A 23,071-nucleotide genomic window follows, 5' to 3' on the forward strand; every position below is an offset into this window, starting at 1 on the left:
GGCCGCGTGCCGCGACAGGAGGCATGGATGAGCAAGCGCCAGACAACAACCGCCACGTCCGACAACGGACCAAGGCGGGCCCGTCAAGTCAGTGCCGAGCCGGCGGTGGAACGCGTGCCGCGTGCGCGCGGCAAGAGCGGCAAGCCCGCGCGTTCGCGCAAGGCCGACTTCGTCGTGATCGGCGGCGGCTCGGCCGGCGTCGCGTGCGCGCGGCGCGCGGCGTCGCATGGAGCCAGCGTCGTGCTGATCGAGCGCGATGAAATCGGCGGCACCTGCGTCAACCGGGGCTGCGTGCCCAAGAAGATGCTGTCGTACGGCGCGGGCTGGGCCGCGATCCTGTCCGGCTGCCTGTCTCACACGGGTGGCCACGAGGACTGGCGCGATGCCATCGTGCGCGTCAATGCGGAAGTGGCGCGGCTGAACGTGGCCTACGCACAGCGCCTGCTCGAAGCGGGCGTCGACATCATCCGCGGCGATGCCACCGTCACGGCGCCCGATGAAGTGCGCGTGGGCGATGAAGTCATCCGCGCCAAGCGCATCCTGATCGCCACGGGCGCCCGACCCAAAGCGCTCGACATTCCCGGCGGCGAACTTGCGAGCAATTCGGACGATGTGTTCACGTGGCAGACCGTGCCGGGATCGATCGCCGTGATCGGCGGCGGCTACATCGGCGTGGAGCAGGCATCGATCCTGTCGCGCTACGGCGTCAAGGTGGACCTGATCGTTGCCGGCGACAGGCTGCTGCCGCATTTCGACGCGGAGATCGCCGAGGCGCTTGCGGGCGCGCTCGAAGCCAAGGGCGTGCGGCTGCACCTGAATGCCACCGTCAACCTGATCAGCCAGGCCAACGGCGCGCTGGAGGTTTGCTATCGCCCCCGCAACAAGCCGGGGCAGACCGAATCCGTGCGCGCGCAGGCGGCGCTGGTAGCGGTCGGGCGCGTGTCGAACGTGGACGGGCTCGGGCTCGATGCGCTAGGCGTGAAGCTCGGCGACAAGGGCGGCATCAAGGTGGACCGGCAGTTCCGCAGCTCGGTGCGCTCGATCTATGCGATCGGCGACGCGATCGAAGGCCTGCACCTGACACCAGTCGCAACCTCGCAGGGCCGCTGGCTCGCGGACCGGCTGTTCGGCCGCCGCGGCGAACGCTCGGACTTCGATTTCGTGCCGACCGCCGTGTTCTGCGAACCGGCCATCGGCGCGGTCGGGCTGACCGAGGCCCAGGCCGTCGAAGAGGCCGGCAAGCCCGAGCGCATCCGCACCGTGGTCAAGCGCTTTGTCTCGCTCGAAAGCCGCTTCGGCGGCAATGCGCTGCAATCAGTGTTCAAGCTTGTGCTGAACGCGCGTACCGGGCGCGTGCTGGGCGTGCACCTGATGGACAACGCGGCACCGGAGATCGTGCAGGCGATGGCGGTGGCGCTGCGGCTCGGGGTGCGCGAATCTCACCTGGAGACTACGCTGCAACTGCATCCCACGGTGGCGGAAGAGCTGTTCGGCTGATGGGGAATACGGTTGCGGACAGGGGCCCGTCAAAGGCCCTGTTCGCTGACCGGCAGCTTCAGCAGTGCCCTGACCCCCTGCCCTTGCGATCCTTCTGCCAGCTCCACGGTTCCGCCAAACCGCGCGGCCATTTCGCGCGAGATCGCCAGCCCGAGTCCGGAGCCCGGTTCGGTGTTGCCCACGCGCCGGTAGAAGCGCGCGAACACCTTTTCGCGCTCGCTGGCGGGAATACCCGGCCCGTCGTCCTCGACCATCAGGCACGCCGTCTGGTCGATGCGCCGTGCCGACAGCGTGATGCGGCTGCCGCGCGGCGAATACTGGATGGCGTTGTGGACAAGGTTAGCCAGTGCCTCGCGCAACAGCGCCGCATCGGCGCGCACGGGCAGCTTCAGGCCCGGCGTCGGCTCCCAGCCGAAGTCCTGCTGCTTGCCGCGCGCCAGCGGCAGGTAGTCCAGCGCGACCTGTTCGGCCACGGTGACGGCATCGAAGATATCGACGGCATCGACCGCCTGCGCGACGGCTTCGCCGTGGTGCTGCCGTACCCGCGCCAGCGCGAGCAGCTGGTTGGTCAGCCGGGCGGCCTGCTCCAGTTGCGTGACGATGCCGCCGACCGCTTCGCCGGCGGCCTGGCGCGAGGCAGGATCTGCGTCGCCCGCGCAAAGCTGTCGCTGCGCGAATTCGGCTTGCGTCTTCAAAATGGCCAGCGGCGTGCGCAACTGGTGCGCCGCGTCGGCGATGAACTGCGCCTGCGCCTGCGCCATGGCTTCGGAGCGCGCGACGTGCAGGTTCACGGCATCGACGAGCGGGCTCACTTCAATGGGCACATTGTCGAACGCGAGCGGCGTGAGGTCATCGGACGAGCGCGCTTCGACGTCGTCGCGGACCCGTCCCAGCGGGCGCAACACATAGGTCACGCCGCCGACCAGGATTGCCGCGCTCAGCACGATCAGCAGCAGATCTCGCGCGAGCGCGCTGCGCCAGACCTTGCCGATCAGCGCGGTGCGCGGCTCGGCGCTCTCGGCGACCTGGATGATGACGCGCATGTGCGCGTCGGGCCGGTACACGGGGCGTGCCATGGCGGCGATGCGCACCGCATCGCCGCGGTAGTCGTCATCGTCGTAGAAGCGCGGCTGGTTGCTGGCGAGTGCGCCGCCGGGCAGCGGCAGGTCGTCGTAGCCGGTGACGGTCTCGATCGTCCCGGCGCGTTCGAGCGAGACGCGGTAGTACACGTGGGTCTGCGCCGCCGTCTCGAACATTTCCATGGCGGCGTCGGGCAGCGTGATCTGGACGCTGTCGCCAGCCATGCCGATGGCGTTGTCGATGGCGCGGATCGAGCCGTACAGCGAGCGGTCGTAGGCCGTGTTGGCGGCATCGCGCAGCGTGCCGTAGGTGAGCCAGGTGTCGATCGCCATCATGGCCGCCAGCGCCGGCACCAGCAGCAGGAGCAGCTGGCGGCGCAGGCTGCCGCGCCGCCACAGCAGGATCGGGTGCCGCGCGCGCAGGCGCAGCTTGCGGGGCCACATATCAGGCGGCCGGTGTCTCGGGCTCGAGCAGGTAGCCGAAGCCGCGCAGCGTGACGATGGTGACGCCGTGCCCGGCCAGCTTCTTGCGCAGGCGGTAGACCAGCACCTCGATGGCGTCGGGGCTGACGTCGGCGTCGAGCGAGAACACCTTGTCGAGCAGCTGGGCCTTGGTCAGCGGCTGGCCGCTGCGCGCGAGCAGCGCGCCGAGCAGCGTCGATTCGCGCGGCGTCAGCGCCAGCGGCTGGCCGTCGAGCGTAAAGCCGCGGCTTTCGCCGTCGAACACCAGCGTGCCGCACTGCAGGCGCGGATGCGCGCGGCCGCGGCTGCGGCGGATCAGCGCCAGGATGCGCGCTTCGAGTTCGGCAATGGCGAAGGGCTTGGGCAGGTAGTCGTCGGCGCCCAGGTTCAGGCCGCGCACGCGTTCGTCGAGCGTGTCCTGCGCGGTGAGGATCAGCACCGGGGTGCGGTCGTCGCGCGCGCGCATGGCCTTGAGCACGGCCAGGCCGTCCTTGCCGGGCAGGCGCAGGTCGAGCACGACCACGTCGTACTCCTCGGCGACCAGCCGTGCCTCGGCCTGAAGGCCGTCGGTCACGTGCTCGATCACGAAGCCGCCCTGCTCGAGCGCGCGGGCCACCCAGCGCGCCAGCTCCACTTCATCTTCCACCAGCAGAATGCGCATGCTGGTTCTCCTCCTGCTGGTTCTGTCGATGCGGTCTACAGCCCGCGGGCGCCTATAATACCCCCGCCCTGCCGTTACTGGCGCACGCAGCGTCGCCAGTCCACCGTTGTTCCCTCTTGCCGCTCCGCACCATCGTGTCCCAGCGCCTGACACCGCCATCCGAACCCATCGCTGCGCAAGACCCGGCCTCGACCCTGCGCCGCCGGCTGCTGGCCGGTGCCGCGCTGGCCCCGTTCGCGGGCGGGACGCTGGCGCAGGACGCAATGCCCGCGCCGCCGGCCAGCTATCCGTCGGAATACGAAGTCACCGTCTCGCGCGCGATGCGCGAGGGCGCGGTCCATGTCTATGCCTCGACCGATCTCGACGCGGCGCAGCCGCTGATCCGGGCGTTCGAGGCGCGTTACCCGGGCATCCGCGTGCGCTACGAAGACCTGAACACGATCGAGCTGCATGAGCGCTTCCTGGCGGAGAGCGCGGCGCTCGGCAAGGCGCAGCCGGCCCGGGACGCCGCCTGTGCCGATGTGCTGTGGAGCACGGCCATGGACCTGCAGATCAAGCTGGTCAATGACGGCTACGCGCAGCGCTACCAATCGCCCGAGCGCAGCGGCCTGCCGGCCTGGGCGGTATGGCGCGACGAGGCCTGGGGCACGACCTTCGAGCCCGCGGTGATCGTCTACAACCGCGGCCACTTCGCCGGCACCAGGCCGCCGGGCAGCCGCAGCGGCCTGGCGCGCCTGCTGCAGGAGCACGCGCCGCGCTGGCGCGGCAAGGTGGTTACGTACGATGTGGAGCGCTCCGGCGTGGGCTACCTGCTGGCGCAGCAGGATGCCCGCATGGGCAGCGAATTCTGGTACCTGGCGCAGGCGCTGGGGCGCGCGCATGCGCGGCTGTCGACGTCGACGGCGGACATGATCGAGCGCATCGCCAGTGGCGAATATGTGCTCGGCTACAACCTGCTTGGCTCGTATGCGCTGTCGCTGATGGAGCGCGGCGCCGGCATCGACGTCATTGCACCGCGCGACTACACGCTGGTGATGTCGCGCGTGGCCTTCATTGCCCGGCGCGCGCCGCGGCCCAATGCGGCGCGGCTGTGGCTGGATTTCCTGCTCTCGCGCGAAGGGCAGACGGTGCTGGGCAACTCCGCCTCGCAGCTCTACACGGTGCGCACCGATACCGACAGTCCGCATACGGCGGCGGCGCTGTCGGAGCGGCTGGGCTACGCGCTCAGGCCGATCAGCGTCGGCCCCGGCCTGCTCGCGGCGCAGGATACCCTGCGCAAGCGTGCCTTCCTGACGCGCTGGCGCGAGGCCATGCGCGGCTGACTCCGGTCAGGTCGCCAGGGAGGCGCAGTCGCCGTTCTTCCCAGCTTTTTCGCACAGTGTGGACAGTTCCTGGTCCAGTTCGGCCATCGGGCGCGGAACATAGCCCAGGCGCAGGGCCGTGGAATATTTGAGGGTATCGATAAAGACGTCCGCCAGGCGCTCGGCATTGGCGTCCAGGTCAAAGTCCTGCGGCGAGAACAGCCAGTGCGCCAGCACGCCGCCGATGCCGGCATGGAAGGCGTTCACCGCAAGGTCCAGGTCCAGGTCGGCTGGCAGCTGGCCGCGCTCCACCGCCAGGCGCAGGTGCTCGCGGATCTTCACCATGCCTTCCTGGTGCGACTGGCGCTGGCGCTCGAAGATGGCGCCGTTGTCCTGCACCATCTCGCACTTGTGGAAGATGATCTCGAACACGCGCCGCCAGCGCGGGTTGACCACGGTCTGGCGAAAGACAAAGGCGCAAATGTCGCGGATGCCGCCGAGCGGATCTTCCTGGCGCGCGATGCGCTCGGGATCGCAAAGGGCTTCCACCGGCAGGTTCACGCGGTCGCACATGGCGGCGAACACGTCGCTCTTGTTCTTGAAGTGCCAGTAGATCGCGCCGCGCGTGACACCTGCCGCCTCGGCGATGTCCGCGAGCGACGGGCGCGCGACACCGCGCGCGTGGAACACGGTTTCGGCCGCGTCGAGAATCCGGTGGCGCGTTTCAAGCGCCTCTTCCTTGGTACGTCTGGCCATTTCTATCTCTGGTGCCGGCCTTGGGGACCGGTCCGTTTTGCTCCCCTGACGTGGCTGCTGTCGCAGTCACGTGTGCTGGTGCCCTTGCACCGGCGGGTTGTTACCGTCACTTGCGGAATCCGGCGCGCGGCAACCGGCCGCGACGACCGGCGCGCATCCTAACGCGTCCAGACCCATTGCGCATGGATTCAACGCCTGAAAACCGATTTGGTTGCACACACTCAGCCAAAAAGCGCAAGCGAAGCGCCTAAAGCCCCGCTTTACCGTACAGGATTAACATACATGCTTGAATGTATATATAATACCCGCTTGCCCGGCATTCGGCCAGCCGCTGGTCTGTGCGCAAAGACGCGCCACCACTCTTGCTGACCGGTCGGTCATCAGAACCATTTGTCAAAGAAAAGGCCGCGTTCGTCGCTTTGTCGTTGTTGTGACGTTCCGTTTGGCTAGCATCACGCTTTCTCCGCTGCCGGGCACGCAGCGGACCGCATCGCGCCCCGGTTGCCCCGATCACGGGCAGGGCCGGGCCGGCGCGGCAGATCTCAAATTTCATCATGGGGTTATCGATGAGGAAGTCCCAACGTATCCATTGCGTTGCCGTTGCCGCGTTGTCGGCGCTGGCGCTGACCGCCTGTGGCGAGAAGAAGCCCCAGGGCGGCGCCATGCCCCCGCCGGAAGTGGGCGTTGTCACCGTGACGCCGTCGTCCGTCGCCATCGTCAATGAATTGCCGGGCCGCCTGGAAGGCGTACGTACCGCCGAAGTGCGTGCGCGCGTGGAGGGCATCGTGCTGTCGCGCAACTACACCGAAGGCGGCGAGGTAAAGGCTGGCCAGGTCATGTTCCGCATTGATCCTGCCCCGTACCAGGCGCAGCTTGCGTCGGCCAAGGCCCAGCTCGAGCGGGCCGAGGCCAACGCCGTGTCGGCGCGCCAGAAGGCCGAGCGCTACAAGCCGCTGGTGGCCGTCAATGCCGTCAGCAAGCAGGAATATGACGAAGCCGTGGCTGCGGCCGGCCAGGCCAACGCTGACATCGCCGCGGCCAAGGCCGCCGTGACCACCGCGCAGATCAACCTCGGCTACACCACCGTGACCGCCCCGATCGGCGGCCGCGCGGGCCGTGCCCTGGTGACCGAGGGCGCGCTGGTCGGCAAGGGCGAAGCCACCAAGCTGGCCCTGGTCGAGCAGGTGGACCCGATCTGGGTGACGTTCACCCAGCCGGCCGCCGAAGTCACGCGCCTGCGCCGCGCCATCGAGTCCGGCGCGGTCAAGGGCCTGAACGGCGGCGCCAAGGTGCACCTGTATGTCGAGGATGGCCGCGAGTACGAACAGACCGGCAAGCTGCTGTTCTCGGACATGACCGTGGACCCGACCACGGGCGCCATCACCCTGCGCGCGCAGTTCTCCAACCCGAAGCGCGAACTGCTGTCCGGCACCTTCGTGCGCGTGAAGATCGAGCAGGGCGTGGACGAGAACGCCATGACCGTGCCGCAGCGCGCGCTGATCCGCAATGCCCAGGGCGCCAGCGTGCTGGTGGTGGGCAACGACGGCAAGGTGGCCGCGGTGCCGGTCAAGGCGCCACAGGCGATCGGCGACCGCTGGGTCGTGACCGAAGGCCTCAAGGGCGGCGAGAAGGTGATTGTCGAAGGCCTGCAGAAGGTCAAGGTCGGCGCGCCGGCCAAGGCCGTGCCGTTCCAGCAGGATGGCGCAGCCAAGCCGGCATCCACGCAGGCTTCGGATTCGCAACCGGCATCGGACAACAAGGCCGGCGCCAAGGCGGAAGCCCAGGCTGACGCCAAGTCCGACGCCAAGCAAGGCTAAACCCAGCGCATCAGACAGAGGGAGCCAGTTTTATGGCCAAGTTTTTCATCGACCGGCCGGTGTTCGCGTGGGTGCTCGCGCTGATCATCGTGCTGGGCGGTCTGCTGTCGATCGCGCAGTTGCCGATCGCGCAGTACCCGAATATCGCCCCCCCGACGATCTCGGTCACCGCCACCTATCCGGGCGCGTCCGCCAGGACGCTCGAGGACTCCGTCACCTCGGTGATCGAGCAGGAGCTCAACGGCGCGCCCAACCTGCTGTACTACCAGTCGACCAGCGAGTCGTCGGGCCTGGCATCGATCACCATCGCGTTCGCGCCGGGATCGAACGTCGACCTGAACTCGGTCGAAGTGCAGAACCGCCTCAAGCGCGTCGAGGCGCGCCTGCCGGCGGAAGTGCGCCAGCAGGGCGTGCGCGTCGACAAGGCGGGCAACAACTACATGATGTTCCTGACGGTGTCGTCCAAGTCGGGCGCTGCCGATGCGATCCAGCTGGGCAACTACGTCTCGTCGCAGGTGATCGACTCGATCCGCCGCGTGCCGGGCGTGGGCCAGGCCGACCTGTTCGGCACGGAATACGCCATGCGCGTGTGGCTGGACCCGTCCAAGCTGACCGGTTTCAACCTGACGCCGCTTGACGTCACCGCCGCGGTGCAGGAACAGAACATCCAGGTCGCCGTCGGCGAGCTCGGCGGCACGCCGTCGCCCAAGGGCACGGAGCTGAACGCCACCGTCACCACGGAAAGCCGCCTGACCACGCCTGAGCAGTTCGGCAACATCCTGCTGCGCACGAATCCGGATGGTTCCTCGGTCCGCATCAAGGACGTGGGCCGCGTGGAACTCGGCGGCGCCGACTACTCGACGCTCGCCCGCACCAACGGCAAGCCGTCGGCGGCCATCGCCATCAAGCTGGCTCCGACCGGCAACGCGCTGGCCACGGCAACCGCGGTACGCGCCAAGATGGAAGAGCTGTCCAAGTACTTCCCGGCGGACTACCAGTACAGCGTGCCTTACGACACCTCGGCCTTCGTCAAGATCTCGATCGAGGAAGTGATCAAGACCCTGCTCGAAGCCGTGGTGCTGGTGTTCCTGGTGATGTACCTGTTCCTGCAGAACTTCCGTGCCACGCTGATCCCGACGCTGGTGGTGCCGATCGCGCTGCTGGGAACCTTCGGCGCGCTGCTGGCGTTCGGCTTCTCCATCAACGTGCTGACCATGTTCGGCATGGTGCTGGCGATCGGTATCCTGGTGGATGATGCGATCGTCGTGGTGGAAAACGTCGAACGCATCATGAGCGAGGAAGGACTCTCGCCACGCCAGGCCACGCGCAAGGCCATGGGCCAGATCACGGGCGCCATCGTCGGCATCACGCTGGTGCTGACCGCGGTGTTCATCCCGATGGCGTTCTTCTCGGGCTCGGTCGGCAACATCTACCGCCAGTTCTCGCTGTCGCTGATCGCATCGATGGCGTTCTCGGCGCTGCTCGCGCTGACGCTGACGCCGGCGTTGTGCGCGACGCTGCTCAAGCCGGTCGAGGCTGGCCACCACCACGAGAAGAAGGGTTTCTTCGGCTGGTTCAACCGTACCTTCGCGCGCGCGTCCACCAGCTACCAGGGCGTGGTGGGCCGCATCCTCGCGCGCAGCGGCCGCTACCTGATCATCTACGCGGTCATCATCGTCGGCGTGGTGGTGCTGTTCAAGCGCCTGCCGTCGTCGTTCCTGCCTGACGAAGACCAGGGCTACATGATCACGGTGGTGCAGCTGCCCAACGGCGCGACCCAGGACCGTACCATCGGCGTGCTCAAGCAGATCGAGGACTACTACCTGCAGAAGGAAAGCAAGGTGGTGGACCAGATGATCACGGTGGCGGGCTTCTCGTTCTTCGGCCGCGGCCAGAACGGCGGTATCGCGTTCGTGCGCCTGAAGGACTGGAAGGAGCGCTCCGGCGCCAACGAGACCGCGCAGGCACTCGTGGGCCGTGCGTTCGGCGCGCTGTCGTTCATCAAGGACGCGATCATCTTCCCGCTGAACCCGCCGGCGATTTCAGAGCTGGGCAACTCGTCAGGCTTTGACTTCCGCCTGCAGGACCGCTCGGGCCAGGGCCACGCCAAGCTGATGGAAGCGCGCAACATGATGCTCGGCATGGCAGCGAAGAACCCGGTGCTGGTGGGCGTGCGCCCCGAAGGCCAGGAAGACGCGCCGCAGCTGCAGATCGACATCGACCGCGAGAAGGCCAAGGCGCTGGGCGTGACGGTGGCGAACATCAACTCGACGCTGTCGATTGCGTTCGGCTCCAACTACGTCAACGACTTCATCTATGAAGGCCGCGTGCGCAAGGTGATCGTGCAGGCAGAAGGCGCGGACCGCCGCCTGCCGGACGACCTGACCAAGCTGCGCGTGCGCAACAGCAACGGCGACATGGTGGCGTTTGCCGCGTTCGCGACCTCGAAGTGGGTCATGGGCTCGCCGCGCCTGGAGCGCTACAACGGCATGCCGGCGGTGAAGATCGCGGGCCAGGCCGCACCGGGCCACAGTACCGGTGAAGCCATGCGCGCGATGGAGGACGCCTTCGCCAAGCTGCCGCCGGGCTTCGGCTACGAGTGGTCGGGCCAGTCGTATGAAGAGCGCCTGGCTGGTTCGCAGGAGCCGATGCTCTACACGCTGTCGCTGATCATCGTGTTCCTGTGCCTGGCCGCGTTGTACGAGAGCTGGTCGATCCCGTTCTCGGTGCTGCTGGTGGTGCCGCTCGGCGTGCTTGGCGCGCTGCTCGGCGTGACGCTGCGCGGCATGCCCAACGATGTGTATTTCAAGGTGGGCCTGATCGCCACCATCGGCCTGTCGGCGAAGAACGCGATTCTGATCGTGGAATTCGCCAAGGACCTGCAGGCCCAGGGCAAGGGGCTGATCGAAGCCACGCTGGAAGCGGTGCACCTGCGTTTCCGTCCGATCCTGATGACGTCGATGGCGTTCATCCTAGGCGTGCTGCCGCTGGCGATCGCCACCGGCGCGGGCTCGGGCAGCCAGCGCGCCATCGGTACCGGCGTGATGGGCGGGATGATCACGGCCACCGCGCTGGCGATCTTCCTGGTGCCGGTCTTCTTCGTCGTGGTGCGCAAGCGCTTCAAGGGCAGCGAGCGCCAGCACGAGTTCGAACGTGCGCGCCTGACCGCAGCGCAGGAGGACAACTGATATGACCAAGACACTGACCACACTGCTGCTGGTGGCCGGCGTTCTGACGGGTTGCACGCTGGCGCCGAAGTATGAGCGCCCGGTGCCGCCGGTGGCGGCCGGCTTCCCGGCCGCGCCGGAAGGCTATGCCACCGCCGAAGTGAAGAGCGGCGAGACGCGCCGCGCCACCGATATCGGCTGGCGCGAGTTCTTCCGCGACCCGCGCCTGCAGGCGCTGATCGCCACCTCGCTGGAAAACAACCGCGACCTGCGCACCGCCGCGCTGCGCATCGAGGAAGCGCGCGCGCAGTACCAGGTGCAGCGCGCCGACCTGCTGCCGACGGTGAATGCGAATGCTGGCTATACCCGTGCCAGCACCAACGCTGCCACGGGGGTATCGGTCCTGGGCCAGCCAGCGGTGTCGCAGGTCTACTCGGCCAGCCTCGGCATCTCGTCCTACGAGCTTGATTTCTTCGGCCGCGTGCGCAGCCTGTCCAACGCGGCGCTGGCGCAGTACTTCTCCACCGAAGAGGCGCATCGTTCGGCCTATATCTCGCTGGTGTCGGAAGTGGCCAAGGCCTACCTGTCCGAGCGTTCCTTCGCCGAGCAGTACGAGATCGCACGCGACACGCTCAAGGCGCGCGAAAGCACCTACGCGCTCGCCAAGCAGCGTTTCGACGTCGGCGCCACGTCCGCGCTGGACCTGCGCGACAACGAATCGCTGGTGGCGCAGGCACGTGTGTCCGCGGCGCAGCTCGCGCGCCAGCGCGCGCAGGCGCAGAACGCGCTCGAAGTGCTGGTGGGCAAGCCGATTGGTTCGATCGAGAACCTGCCGGAGCCGATGCGGTTGTCGGATGAACGCATCATCAGCGACATCCCGGAAGGCCTGCCTTCGGACCTGCTCGAGCAGCGTCCCGATATCCGCCAGGCCGAGCAGCAGCTGCTGTCCGCCAACGCGAACATCGGCGCGGCGCGCGCGGCGTTTTTTCCGCGCATCACGCTGACCACCAGCATCGGCACCATCAGCCCGACGTTCTCGAACCTGTTCGAGGCCGGCACCAAGGCGTGGTCGTTCGCGCCGCAGCTGACGCTGCCGATCTTCGACTATGGCCGCAACAAGTCGAACCTGGACCTGGCCAACGTGCGCAAGAACATCCAGGTGGCCAACTACGAGAAGACCATCCAGACGGCCTTCGCGGAGGTGGCCGATGCGCTGGTGGCGCGCGGCACGCTGGAAGACCAGGTGACGGGCCAGGAGCAGGTGCGCAATGCGGAAGCGGCGCGTTATGAGCTGGCACGTGTGCGGTTCCGCAGCGGGGTTGCGAGCTACCTGGATGAGCTGGACGCGCAACGTCAGCTGTTCACCGCGGAGCAAGCGCTGGTGCAGGCGCGGCAGCTGCGGTTGAACAACTCGATCGACCTGTATCGGGCACTTGGCGGTGGCCTGAAGGAGACCGGCGAGGTGGCGCAGGCGCCGGCCCCCGCCGCACCGGCGGGAACGGTCACGCAGTAAGGCTTGCCCAGGCTGGCTGATGAGCGGCGCACTTCGGTGCGCCGTTCTCTTTTTGGCTTGGGCGTGATTGTGCCGATAATGCAGTGTCGCCACCGTCGGCGCCATCCGCACCCTGCTTCCATGCACATCCGCTGGCTTGAAGACTTCATCTGCCTGGCCCAGGCCGGCAGCCTGGCGCGCGCGGCCGAATTGCGCAACGTGACGCCGCCGGCGTTCGGGCGGCGCATGCAGGCGCTGGAAGTGTGGGCCGGCGCACCGCTGATCGACCGCAGCGCGTTCCCAGTGCGTCTGACAGCCGAGGGCCGCCAGTTCCTGGAAGCCGCGCAAAGCGCGCTGCAGACGCTTGAGGATGCACGCCTCGCGCTGCGCACGGCCCATCGCGCCGATGCCAGCACCCTGACCATTGCCACCGGCAAGACGCTGGCCCGCTCGATGGTGCCGGCATGGCTCGCCGGCCTGCGCCATGCACTGCGCAACGACAAGGCCGCGGCGGGATTCCGCACGCGGCTGTCCACCTTCCCGATGCACGACGCGCTGGCCATGTTCACCGAGGGCGATGCCGATTTCCTGCTGTGCTACAGCCCGCCGGATATTCCCGTGATGCTCGACGACGCGCACTACCGCTTCCACATGGTGGGCGTGGAGCGGCTGGTGTGCGTGAGTGCCGCCGACGCTCGCGGCGCACCGCAATTCCGGCTGCAGGCCGGCAAGAGCGGCGCGGCCATGGCTCCCACGCCAATGATCGCCTACGCCGACAGCCTGACGCTCGGCCGCATGGTCAACCAGGAGATCGCGCGCCGCAAGCTGGCCAGCCGCCTGGACGTGATCGCCGTCAGCGACTTCGCCGAGTCCGTGCACGAGATGGTGCGCCAGCGCATGGGCCTGGCCTGGCTGCCCGCGCGGTTGATTGCGGACGATCTCCATGCCGGGCGCCTGGTGCGCGCCACCACGGGCCGCGGCGCGGACGAGGCCGACCTTGCACTCGAGATCCGCCTGTATCGCCAGCGCGCACCGATGCGGCCGCTTGCGGAGGCATTCTGGGAAGCGGCGGTCAGCGAAGCACAGGGCTGAGGCATTGCCGAAACGGCAACCCTCCTTGCCAAAGCCGCAATCCGCCGCCCTGCATGCTCACTAACATCGGGCCAGCGTCATCCCCATTCCAATCATCCGATCCGAGCCATGACCACGAAGACCCTGCTGCGCGCGGCCGCTGCCGCCACCCTCGCCTTCTCCGCGCTTGCCGCCCATGCCTCCGGCTGGCCGGCCAAGCCGATCACGCTGGTGGTTGGCTACACCGCCGGCGGCAGCGTCGACCTGGTGGCGCGCACGGTCGCGCCCGAACTGGGCAAGCGCCTGGGCCAGAGCGTGGTCATCGAGAACCTGGGCGGCGCCGGCGGCACCATCGGCGCGTCCAAGGTGGTCAAGGCCGAGGCCGACGGCTATACGCTGCTGATGGGCTCGGGCAGCGAAGTGTCCATCGCGCGCCTGACCAATCCGGCTGTGCGCTATGACGGCGAGAAGGACCTGGCGCCGATCACTTTCGTCGGCACGCAGCCGATGGTGCTGGTCGGCAAGACGTCGCTGCCGGCGAAGAACGCGGCGGAGCTGATGGCGCTGGCGAAGGAGCAGCCGGGCAAGCTGTCGTACGCGTCGTCGGGCGTGGGCACGCCGCTGAACCTGGCGGGCGAGCTGATCAAGCAGCAGGGCCACGTCAATATCACGCACGTGCCGTACAAAGGCGCCTCGGCCATGGCGACCGACCTGCTCGGCGGCCAGATCGACCTCGCGGTGATGGTGCTGTCGTCGGCGCTGCCGCATATCCAGGCGGGCCGCGTGAAGGCCTACGGCGTGACCGAGGCCAAGCGTTCCGGCGTGGCGCCGAACGTGCCGGCGCTGGCGGAGACCCCGGCGCTCAAGGGCGTGGACATGGGCGTGTGGTTCGGCCTGATGGGCCCGGCCGGCACGCCGCGGCCGGTCATCGACCGCCTCAACACCGAGATGCAGGCCGTGCTCGCCATGCCTGACGTGAAGAAGAAGCTGGCCGAGGCCGGCGTGGAAGTGGCCCCGGGCAATCCGGCCCAGTTCGGCGCGTTCATCAAGCGCGAGACCGGCCGCTACCGCACCATCGTCCAGACCGCAGGCATCCGCGAATAAGCCGTCACCCGGCAGGACATCCCAGCATGAGCAACGCTCCTCTCACCCTTGACGCGTATCCCGTCGAGGTCGAATTTCCCGATATCCGCCCTTATGCCGAGGGCAACTGCGGCATCCCGTATGTGTTCACGTTCGACAGCGGCGTGGCCGGCCCGCACGTGATGGTCAATGCGCTCACGCATGGCAACGAGGTGTGTGGCGCCATCACCGTCAAAGGGCTGCTCGATGCCGGCGTAAAGCCGCGCCGCGGGCGCCTGACGCTGGCATTCGCCAACGTGGACGCCTACCAGCGCTTCGACCCGGCCCGGCCGGATGCCTCGCGCTATGTCGACCAGGACTTCAACCGCGTCTGGACCGCCGCGGTGCTCGACGATGCCAGCCGTGATTCGTCCGAACTGCGCCGCGCGCGCGCCATGCGCCCCGTGATCGATACCGTGGACCTGCTGCTCGACCTGCACTCGATGCACGAGAAGAGCCGCCCGCTGATCGTCTCCGGCCCGCTCGACAAGGGCATTGCGCTGGCTCGCCAGCTCGGCGCGCCGGCAGACGTGATCGTCGACGAAGGCCATCCGGAAGGCCGCCGCATGCGCGACTACGCGGACTTCGGCGATCCGGCCAGCGCGCGCAATGCGCTGCTGATCGAATGCGGCCAGCACTGGGAAGCCGCGGCCGTCACGGTGGCGCGCGACAGCGCGGCGCGTTTCCTGCTCAATGCGGGCGTGATCGAAGCGCAGGACGTGCCGGCCGGCTGGCTGCAGCCGCTGCCGGCCGCGCAGCGTGTGGTACGCGTGACCGAGCCCGTGGTGGCCACCAGCATGGACTTCCGCTTTGCCGGTCCGTACACCGGGCTGGAGACCTTTGCGGACGCCGGCACCGTCGTCGGCTGGCGCGACGGCGAGCCGGTGGTGACGCCCTACCCCAACTGCGTGCTGGTGATGCCCTCGTTGCGGCAGCTGCGCCCCGGCGTGACCGTGGTGCGGCTGGGCCGGCTCGAGGGCTGAACGCTCAGGAAGCGGCGGCGGTGCCCGCTGCCGGTGCGGCCACGGGCGTGCCGGCGGGCGGAGGCGGTGGGGGCAGCATGCCGGGGAACAGCTGTTCCACCAGCGCATCGAGCGTCTTCTCCGGCATGACGAAGTTGCTCAGGTTGATCCCGCCGGCGCCGCGGTTGGCGCTGTAGACCGCCTTGCCCACGCGCGCGCCGTTCTGGAACACGATGATGTCCACGCTGTTCAGGTACGTCATCCAGAACCACGCGCTTTTGGCCGAGTACGTGGCCACCAGCGGGCACGACACCACGGGCGCGTATGGCGGCAGCAGCTTCACTTCGAAATTGCGCGCCTGCAGCGACGCGCGGAACGCGTCGAGATATTCGTTGCCACTCACCGGGTTCGCCACCACGCACAGCAGCGCGCCATTGGCGCCGTAGCTGCCACGCGGGCCGGCTGCGACAGTGCTGCCGGCGGGGATCTGGAAGGCGGATAGCATGTCGCCCTGCTCGGGCCGGTCCACGGGCATCACGGCCTGGTACGTGGAGCAGCCGGTAATCATCAGGCCCAGCGCGGCGGCCAGCAGTGCTTTGTTCATGGAGTGTCCTGGATGGCATCGGCGCCGCTGCCGCTTGCGGCGGGCGGAGCATCGGTAGCGTATCCGTCCACTGTATGCGCCGGCGCGGCGCGCCGATACGGGGAACAGAGGCGCAAAACGGGCGCTGCCTGCCCGTTGCGCGCGCTGCGTGCCGCTTCAGGCGCCCGCGACGGGCTGCGCCAGGCGCCCCACCAGGATCAGCAACAACGCCGCCAGGCACAGGCCGATCACGGCAATCTGCAGCCGCCCGACGGGCTTGCCTTGCAGGAAGGTCTGGCTGATGAACGCGGGTGAAACCAGCCCGACCACGGTGATGATCAGGATGAGGAGGGCCAGGACAGAGAGGACAGTCTGCATGTTGTTGGCTCAGTCGGTCGCTTAGTTGGCGCCGCCGCGCAGCAGGCAGTCGCTCAGCAGCGGCGTGCCGTCGGACAGGCCGGCGCCGTTGCACTCCACGGCAACCTTCTGTCCGCGCCGGACCATGGTGGCGCGTGCTTCCACCTCGCACTCGCGGCCGGCCGGACCGCAGATCTGCCGGCGCAGCAACTGGGCGCGCACGACCGCGTCGGGGTCGCTTGTGCGGATATCGACGAACACATTGTCAGCCTCGCCGCGCCGCACGCCGCTGGCTATGCCTTCGACGATGATGTACTTGCCGCGATAGCGGTTGTCGGCCGCGCCGGCGTTGTCGCGATAGTCGTTCAGGATGGCGTCGGCCTGGTACTGCGGCAGGCGGTCGGCCGGGCGCTGCGGGTCGATGCTCACGGGGTCGAGCGTGCCGTTGCGCGGCACGCCGCGTACCTCGCTGGCGGCTTGCGTGTCGGCGGGTGTATCAGCCGTCGCGGCCTGCTGGCTCTGGCCCTTGTCATTGCCGGCGAACCAGAGCATGCCGAGGACGGCCACTGCGACGACGGCGATGAGGATCTGCTGGGTACGGTTCAACATCTGGAAATTCCTGCTTGAAATGACTGGCCGGCGGCGGCTGCTATCCCCTGCCCCGCCGGCAAAAGGTTTCGATGGCGGCCACGGCGTTATCCACACCGCGTTCCGCCCGGATCGCGGCGCCGAGCGCCGCGGCCTTCTCGCGCACATCGGGCTGTCGGGTGAAGGCGAGCATCGCCGCGAGCTTGCCCGCGTCGATGTCATGCCCGGCGACATACCGCGGCGCCACGCCACGTGCCGCCAGCCGGCCGGCCCAGAAGAACTGGTCGCCGGCGAACGGCAGCACGATCGACGGCACGCCGGCCGCCGCGACCGCGTGCGTGGTGCCGGCGCCGCCATGGTGGATGGCCGCGCTCACGCGCGGCAGCAGCCAGTCGTGCGGCGTGGCGCCGATCACATGGAAGTTAGGCGGCAGTGTCGCTATGTCGATGCCGCTCCAGCCCGGATAGAACAGCGTACGCCGCCCGTCCAGCGCCTGCACCAGCGCGCGCATCACCTTTTCGCGATCAAAGCCGGCCATGCTGCCGAAGCCCACGTAGACCGGCGGCTTGCCCGCGGCCAGGAAGTCCCGCAATGCGGCGGGCGCCTGCCAGTCGCCCGGCGCGGGCAGTGTCCACGCGCCGCAGACCAGCCAGTCCGCATGCCAGTCGCGCGGGCGCGGCACCAGGTGCGGCGAAATGCCGTACATCGACGGGAAGTCCTGCCACACCGCCTTGCGCGGCGCGAGCCCGAACTGTGCCTGCCGGCCCGCATTGATGGCGGGCCGGAACATGCGCCACAGCACGTTGTTGATCAGCTGATGGGTGGCCCGGTTGACCCAGCCCGGCAGACGCCACGGCGGCAGGAATGCTGACGGGAAATCGCGCGTCGGCGACAGCGGGAACATCGCGGCGGCGATGGCGGGTTTGCCCAACGCATCGCCAACGGCCATGCCGACATAGGCGGCCAGTCCCGAGAAGACGATGGCGTCGCGCTCGCGCGCGGCGGCGGTGAGCTGCGCCATCCACTGGGCGGTGTTGTCTTCCGCAATGCGCGCGAAGGCTCGCGTGGCGTCGCTGACATTGCCGCCTTCGGTCATCAGCTTGTGCAGCGCACCGCCCGGTGCCAGCGTGGCCTGGATGTCGCCAGCGAGCGCTTCGAACGCGAGGCCGTGCTCTGTCGCCAGCGCCTCGGCCGACCGTTCCCCTAGCATCAACACCTCATGGCCGGCCGCGCGCAGTCCCGCGCCGAGGGCGACGATGGGGCGGCAGTCACCCTGGGTGCCGAAGGTGATGAGGGTCAGGCGCATGCGGTGGAAGGTGTTGAGATTGTCGGCTTGCGGATTGTGCGGATGGGGCGAGCGCGCCGGCCCGATAGTGTACCCGCATGGCATGCGACGGCCGGGCCACGCGGAAATCCTGCCCAGGGACTTGCCGGCCCATGCACAATGGGGGCTTCTGGTCATCCGCCGGGACCCACGCCATGACAGCACCGATCCAACTCGTCCTGTTCGACATGGAAGGGGTACTGACCCACTATGACCGCGCCGCGCGAGCGGACCATCTGGCTGCAACGACTGGCCGGTCACCGGAGCAGGTGCGTCACGCCATCTGGGGATCGGGGCTTGAAGCGCGCGCCGATGCCGGCGAGATCAGCGATGACGAGTACCTGCGGGAACTCGGGCAACTGCTGGGCTGCCGTGTTGACCGTGCCGACTGGCTGGCATCCCGCCGCGCATCGATCACACCCAATGCCGACACGCTGGCGCTTGCGGCCAGGCTGTCCGGCCGCCACCGGATCGCCATCCTCACCAACAACTGCCGGCTGGTGACGGACCATATCGGCTACCTGAATCCGGCGGTGGCGCAGTTGTTTGGCCGGCACGTTTATCCGTCGGCGGCATTTGGCGCGACCAAGCCGGATGCGCAGGCGTATCTGGGCTGTATCGGCCAACTTGGAGCCGCTGCCGGGGAGACACTCTTTATCGACGACACCGAAGCCAATGTGGCCGGCGCGGCAGATGCCGGGCTGCATGGGTACAGGTTTGTGGGGGCTGAGGCGCTGTCGGAGGAGTTGGAGCGCAGGCGATTGATATAGCAGCGCGTTGACCTGATCCCCTTCGCTCTTATGCTGTCATCATGATAAAATGACAGCATTGAAAGCAAAAACGAATGGTGACTGCGATGGCAACTTTAACCGTACGCAATCTCCCCGACGAAACCCACCGCGCATTGCGAGTACAGGCGGCCGCGCATGGCCGCAGCACGGAGGCCGAAGTCCGCGACATCCTGGCGCGCGCCGTGAACCCGCCGGGGCGGGTGAGGATGGGCGATGCACTCGCAGAACTCGGGCAGCGCCTGGGGCTGACCAATGCCGATGTGCAGGCGCTCGAACAGACCCGTGACCGGACGCCTGCAAGTCCGCCGAGGCTTGACGAATGATCGTACTGGACACCAATGTGGTTTCGGAAGCCATGAAGCCGGAACCGGCCGCCGCAGTGCGAGACTGGCTGAATGAGCAGGCCGCCGAGACGCTGTACCTGTCCAGCGTCACGCTGGCGGAGCTGCTGTATGGCATTGCTTGTCTGCCAGATGGACGCCGCAAGCTGGCGCTGGAAGACGCGTTGGAAGGCCTGATGGCGCTGTTCGCGGGGCGCGTGCTGTCATTCGATCCGCGCGCGGCACGCTGTTACGCCGAACTGGCAGCGAGGGCCCGAGCAGCAGGTAAGGGGTTTCCAACGCCGGACGGCTATATCGCCGCGATCGCGACTGCGCACGGATTCACGGTAGCCTCGCGCGACACGGTGCCTTTCGAAGCCGCCGGCGTCCCAGTGATTGATCCCTGGAAGACTACTTCCCAATACAAAACCGCGTAAAAATCGTCCCCAACAGATCATCACTGGTGAACTCCCCGGTGATGCTGTTCAGATGCTCCTGCGCCAGCCGCAACTCTTCGGCAAACAGGTCCAACGCCTGCGCCTGCCGCTCGCTCTGCTCGGCTGCCACATCCAGGTGCGATTGCGCCTGGCGCAGCGCCGTCAGGTGTCGCTCGCGCGCCAGGAACGTGCCTTCATTGCCGGATTGCCAGCCGACCAGCCGCAGCAATTCCTTGCGCAGCAGTTCGATGCCCGCGCCATGGCGCGCGGAGATCCAGATTTCAGTGGGATTCGGCCCGTTCGCTGCGACCACATGCGGGCGGTTGCCGCTGAACATCGCGCCGCCCACGGCCGGGGCGAGGTCGATCTTGTTGACCACGCGCACGATCGGCGCGCCCGGCGGAAGCTGGCCGCTCAGGCGGTCGTCGATGGCATCGTCGATCTCGGACAGGCCGTGGCGCAGGTAGTCGGTGGCATCGACCAGATGCAGCACGATATCGGCGCGGCGGATCGCGTCCCAGGTGCGTTCGATGCCGATGCGCTCGACCTCGTCCGTGGCCTCGTCGCGCAGCCCGGCAGTGTCGATGATATGCAGCGGGATGCCTTCGATCTGGATGGTTTCCTTGACGCGGTCGCGCGTGGTGCCGGCGATCGGCGTGACGATGGCCAGCTCGGCGCCGGCCAGCGCGTTCAGCAGCGACGACTTGCCCACATTGGGCTGGCCCGCCAGCACCACCGACAGCCCTTCACGCAGCAGCGCGCCCTGCCGCGCCTGCGCGAGCACGTTGCCCAGGTCCTTGCGGATGGTGGCGAGCTGTCCGCGCGCGTCGGAGGCCTCGAGGAAATCGATTTCCTCTTCGGGAAAATCCAGCGTGGCTTCCACCAGCATGCGCAGGTGGATGACCTTCTCCACCAGCGTGTGGATGGCGTTGGAGAACTCGCCCTCCATCGAGCGGGCCGCGGAACGCGCGGCGGCTTCGGTGCTGGCCTCGATCAGGTCTGCCACGGCCTCGGCCTGGGCCAGGTCGAGCTTGTCGTTGAGAAAGGCGCGGCGCGTGAACTCGCCAGGCTCGGCCAGGCGCAGGCCGATCTCGTGGCCGGCCTGCAGGCAGCGGGTGAGCAGCAGCTGCATGACCACCGGTCCGCCGTGGCCCTGCAGCTCCAGGACCTCTTCGCCGGTGTACGAATTCGGCCCCGGAAAGTACAGCGCGAGGCCATGGTCGATTACCTTGCCGTCACCATCCAGGAACGGCAGATAGGTGGCGTGGCGCGGCTTGAGCGCCTGGCCGCAGACGGCGTGCATGACCGGGCGGACATCCGGGCCCGACACGCGCACCACGCCAATGCCGCCGCGTCCGGGTGCGGTGGCGATGGCGGCGATGGGAGGCAGGGTAGCAGTCATGGCGCTATTGTCTCAGATCGATGTGAACGGGACCGGTGACGTGCCCTGTGGAGCGCATGGCGCGAGAAAGCGGCGAAGCTGCGGCGCGGGCGAATTCACGCAGCTTCGGGTGCGGCGCCGTATTCCTGCGGCGCCACGTCCAGACATTCGCACATCAACCGCCGCGCCACGCTCTCATCGACCAAGCCGCCCAGCTTGCCCTGCCGCCTGACCAGCTTGTGATGGAGGCGCCTGGTCTTTTGCTTCGGCAATACGGGCGCGAGCGCTTCGATGGCATAGCGCAGGCGCTTGCCCGCGATGCGCTGGCGGTGCAGTGCCCGCAGGCCGTCATGGCGCGCGGCAAGGCTGCGCTGGCGCAGCGTCTTGCGTGCCTTGCGCACGCGCGTGCGGGCGAAGGGCCCAAGGCAGCCGGTGCCATCGTCGGTGTGTAGCGGAAGGTGGGCCAGGTCCCGGTGCAGGGCCGGCAGCGGATCGTCGCCATACTGTGCGAGCCGGGCCACCATGACCTCGCGCGCGAGGCGGCGGCGCGTGCGTACCGTGTCGGCCACGGCATGGAGGATCGAATCTCCAGGCTGGCAGGCCAAGGCCGGCTGGACGGTCTCGGCAAGGAACACATCCCAGTCGCGCACCTCGCCGGCCGTTTCGGCCAGCGCGCGCATGTCCTGCTTCCAGCGCTGCGCGATGCCTTGCGGCAAGAGCGGGCCAAACACCCACAACACCGCGCGCAGATAGCGTGCGCCGACGCGAAGCGCATGCACGTCCTCCACCTCGTCGCGCTGCAACAGATTGACGATGCAGTCTTCGATGCGGCGCAACCCGGTTTCGCCCAACGCGGCGAAGGCCGCCGCCGGACGCGTTTTGCGGTGCAGCCTTGGGGAGGAATCAGCGTTCATGGCAAAAGCCACTCGAATTTCGGCGGAGGAGCGGGACGCAGATTCAAGTGTAGGCGATGCGGCACGTCAGCAAGGGTGCGATGCGCCGCAGCCGCCGCTTGGCGATTGACAGCGCCGGCCCTTCGCGTTGCAAGGCGCACACACGCCACCATGCTGGATCCGGACGGCCACAATATCGAGGCCGTCTGCCACCTGCCTGGCTGAGCCTCAGCGCGTCGCCACCACAAACAACCTCGGGAACGGCAGCAACACCGATCCATCGGGCAGTGCGGGGTAAGCCCTGGCAATCTTCTCCTCATACTGCTCCAGATAAGCCGCCCGCTCCGCATCATCCAGCCGCTGGATAAACGGCCGCAGCCCACTGCCCTTGAACCACTCCACCACCGCTTTCGCCCCACCGGCGAGCGGATGGTGGTAGACCGTCAGCCAGACATCCACGCGCGAGCAGTGCGGGCGCAGCAGCTCGTAGTACCAGCGCGCCGAAGCCCGCGCAGCACGCGCATTGCTGGCGGCGGCAAGCTTGCCGGCCCACGGGCCGTTAGCGGCGGTTTCGCGCATCAGCTGGTGCGCGGGCTCCTCCAGGTTGTCCGGCATCTGCACGGCCAGTGTGCCGCCGGGGGACAGCTTCTGCACCAGCGCCGGAAACAGCGTGGCATGGTCCGGCACCCACTGCAGGACGGCGTTGGCCAGGATCACGTCGTACGGGCCCGGGTCATTCCACGCCGCAATGTCGGCCAGGCCGAACTGCACGTCGGGCAGGCGCTTGCGCGCGGCTTCGATCATGTCGTCGGAGCTGTCCATGCCAGTGATCGACGCGCCGGGATAGCGCGACATCAACACCTCGGTCGAGTTGCCCGGCCCGCAGCCGATATCCACGGCCGTGCGGATCATCTGGTTCGGGATCGCGGCGACCAGGTCGCGCACCGGGCGCGTGCGTTCATCTTCAAAGGCGACGTATTGATTGGCGGACCAGGTCACGAATATCTCCT

21 protein-coding genes are annotated in these 23,071 nt (G+C 68.0%); 11 read left to right on the plus strand and 10 right to left on the minus strand.

What is annotated here, in order from left to right:
* Positions 1-27 precede the first annotated feature (27 nt).
* Complete coding sequence (locus AC3FNH_RS17335; protein WP_488720944.1) at positions 28-1,497, plus strand: dihydrolipoyl dehydrogenase family protein; 1,470 nt, start codon at positions 28-30, stop codon at positions 1,495-1,497.
* Positions 1,498-1,526: 29 nt separating this feature from the next.
* Here AC3FNH_RS17335 and AC3FNH_RS17340 read toward each other — a convergent pair whose 3' ends face one another.
* Together AC3FNH_RS17340 and AC3FNH_RS17345 are read right to left on the minus strand one after the other, a co-directional pair.
* Positions 1,527-3,020 carry a sensor histidine kinase gene (locus AC3FNH_RS17340; protein WP_488720945.1) on the minus strand — a complete coding sequence of 498 codons (1,494 nt, stop codon included), beginning with the start codon at positions 3,018-3,020 and terminating at the stop codon, positions 1,527-1,529.
* Between the two features lies 1 nt (position 3,021).
* Entirely contained in the window at positions 3,022-3,699 is a 678-nt protein-coding gene (locus AC3FNH_RS17345) for a response regulator (protein ID WP_276099002.1), read from the minus strand.
* 263 nt (positions 3,700-3,962) lie between these two features.
* Here AC3FNH_RS17345 and AC3FNH_RS17350 point away from each other — a divergent pair, with 263 nt between their 5' ends.
* Complete coding sequence (locus AC3FNH_RS17350) at positions 3,963-5,021, plus strand: ABC transporter substrate-binding protein (protein WP_488720980.1); 1,059 nt, start codon at positions 3,963-3,965, stop codon at positions 5,019-5,021.
* Positions 5,022-5,027: 6 nt separating this feature from the next.
* On the opposite strand, the gene AC3FNH_RS17355 is transcribed toward AC3FNH_RS17350, so the two are convergent.
* Positions 5,028-5,756, minus strand: a complete 729-nt coding sequence (locus AC3FNH_RS17355) for a TetR family transcriptional regulator (protein WP_488720946.1) — start codon at positions 5,754-5,756, stop codon at positions 5,028-5,030.
* Positions 5,757-6,322: 566 nt separating this feature from the next.
* Between AC3FNH_RS17355 and AC3FNH_RS17360 the strand changes: the two genes are divergently transcribed.
* From AC3FNH_RS17360 to AC3FNH_RS17385, 6 genes are all read left to right on the plus strand, one after another.
* Entirely contained in the window at positions 6,323-7,573 is a 1,251-nt protein-coding gene (locus AC3FNH_RS17360) for an efflux RND transporter periplasmic adaptor subunit (RefSeq protein ID WP_276099004.1), read from the plus strand.
* Positions 7,574-7,605: 32 nt separating this feature from the next.
* Positions 7,606-10,761, plus strand: a complete 3,156-nt coding sequence (locus AC3FNH_RS17365) for an efflux RND transporter permease subunit (RefSeq protein ID WP_488720947.1) — start codon at positions 7,606-7,608, stop codon at positions 10,759-10,761.
* A gap of 1 nt (position 10,762) precedes the next feature.
* Positions 10,763-12,253 carry an efflux transporter outer membrane subunit gene (locus tag AC3FNH_RS17370; RefSeq protein WP_488720948.1) on the plus strand — a complete coding sequence of 497 codons (1,491 nt, stop codon included), beginning with the start codon at positions 10,763-10,765 and terminating at the stop codon, positions 12,251-12,253.
* 120 nt (positions 12,254-12,373) lie between these two features.
* Positions 12,374-13,324, plus strand: coding sequence for a LysR family transcriptional regulator (locus tag AC3FNH_RS17375; protein ID WP_488720949.1), 951 nt, complete (start codon positions 12,374-12,376; stop codon positions 13,322-13,324).
* A gap of 108 nt (positions 13,325-13,432) precedes the next feature.
* Positions 13,433-14,407 (plus strand): Bug family tripartite tricarboxylate transporter substrate binding protein, encoded by a 975-nt coding sequence (locus tag AC3FNH_RS17380; RefSeq protein WP_488720950.1) that lies wholly within the window; start codon positions 13,433-13,435, stop codon positions 14,405-14,407.
* A 26-nt stretch (positions 14,408-14,433) separates the two neighbouring features.
* Positions 14,434-15,408 carry a M14 family metallopeptidase gene (locus AC3FNH_RS17385; protein ID WP_488720951.1) on the plus strand — a complete coding sequence of 325 codons (975 nt, stop codon included), beginning with the start codon at positions 14,434-14,436 and terminating at the stop codon, positions 15,406-15,408.
* A gap of 4 nt (positions 15,409-15,412) precedes the next feature.
* Here the strand turns inward: AC3FNH_RS17385 and AC3FNH_RS17390 are convergent, their stop codons facing one another.
* The 4 genes from AC3FNH_RS17390 to AC3FNH_RS17405 all read right to left on the minus strand — a co-directional run bounded on the left by AC3FNH_RS17390 (position 15,413) and on the right by AC3FNH_RS17405 (position 18,221).
* Positions 15,413-15,991, minus strand: a complete 579-nt coding sequence (locus AC3FNH_RS17390) for an Sbal_3080 family lipoprotein (RefSeq protein ID WP_488720952.1) — start codon at positions 15,989-15,991, stop codon at positions 15,413-15,415.
* A 156-nt stretch (positions 15,992-16,147) separates the two neighbouring features.
* The gene (locus AC3FNH_RS17395) at positions 16,148-16,348 is read right to left on the minus strand and encodes a hypothetical protein (protein WP_488720953.1); all 201 of its coding nucleotides are present in this window, start codon (positions 16,346-16,348) and stop codon (positions 16,148-16,150) included.
* Between the two features lie 21 nt (positions 16,349-16,369).
* Complete coding sequence (locus AC3FNH_RS17400; RefSeq protein ID WP_488720954.1) at positions 16,370-16,936, minus strand: OB-fold putative lipoprotein; 567 nt, start codon at positions 16,934-16,936, stop codon at positions 16,370-16,372.
* Positions 16,937-16,976: 40 nt separating this feature from the next.
* A complete protein-coding gene (locus AC3FNH_RS17405; RefSeq protein WP_488720981.1) occupies positions 16,977-18,221 on the minus strand; it encodes a glycosyltransferase in 1,245 nt (414 codons plus the stop codon).
* A gap of 173 nt (positions 18,222-18,394) precedes the next feature.
* On the opposite strand from AC3FNH_RS17405, the gene AC3FNH_RS17410 reads away from it, so the two are divergent.
* From AC3FNH_RS17410 to AC3FNH_RS17420, 3 genes are all read left to right on the plus strand, one after another.
* A complete protein-coding gene (locus tag AC3FNH_RS17410; protein ID WP_488720955.1) occupies positions 18,395-19,009 on the plus strand; it encodes an HAD family hydrolase in 615 nt (204 codons plus the stop codon).
* An 86-nt stretch (positions 19,010-19,095) separates the two neighbouring features.
* Positions 19,096-19,353: a FitA-like ribbon-helix-helix domain-containing protein gene (locus tag AC3FNH_RS17415; RefSeq protein WP_488720956.1), complete on the plus strand. Its 258-nt coding sequence runs from the start codon at positions 19,096-19,098 to the stop codon at positions 19,351-19,353.
* A complete protein-coding gene (locus tag AC3FNH_RS17420; protein ID WP_488720957.1) occupies positions 19,350-19,787 on the plus strand; it encodes a type II toxin-antitoxin system VapC family toxin in 438 nt (145 codons plus the stop codon). The genes AC3FNH_RS17415 and AC3FNH_RS17420 overlap by 4 nt, the downstream gene beginning before the upstream one ends.
* Here AC3FNH_RS17420 and mnmE read toward each other — a convergent pair.
* The 3 genes from mnmE to tam all read right to left on the minus strand — a co-directional run bounded on the left by mnmE (position 19,762) and on the right by tam (position 23,060).
* Entirely contained in the window at positions 19,762-21,189 is a 1,428-nt protein-coding gene (mnmE, locus tag AC3FNH_RS17425) for a tRNA uridine-5-carboxymethylaminomethyl(34) synthesis GTPase MnmE (RefSeq protein WP_488720958.1), read from the minus strand. The two genes, AC3FNH_RS17420 and mnmE, sit on opposite strands and share 26 nt — an antisense overlap.
* A gap of 95 nt (positions 21,190-21,284) precedes the next feature.
* Positions 21,285-22,082, minus strand: coding sequence for a CHAD domain-containing protein (locus tag AC3FNH_RS17430; RefSeq protein WP_488720959.1), 798 nt, complete (start codon positions 22,080-22,082; stop codon positions 21,285-21,287).
* A 207-nt stretch (positions 22,083-22,289) separates the two neighbouring features.
* Positions 22,290-23,060, minus strand: a complete 771-nt coding sequence (tam, locus tag AC3FNH_RS17435; protein WP_276099018.1) for a trans-aconitate 2-methyltransferase — start codon at positions 23,058-23,060, stop codon at positions 22,290-22,292.
* Positions 23,061-23,071: the final 11 nt, after the last annotated feature.

This window comes from Cupriavidus sp. 22TCCZM01-5, assembly GCF_057798915.1.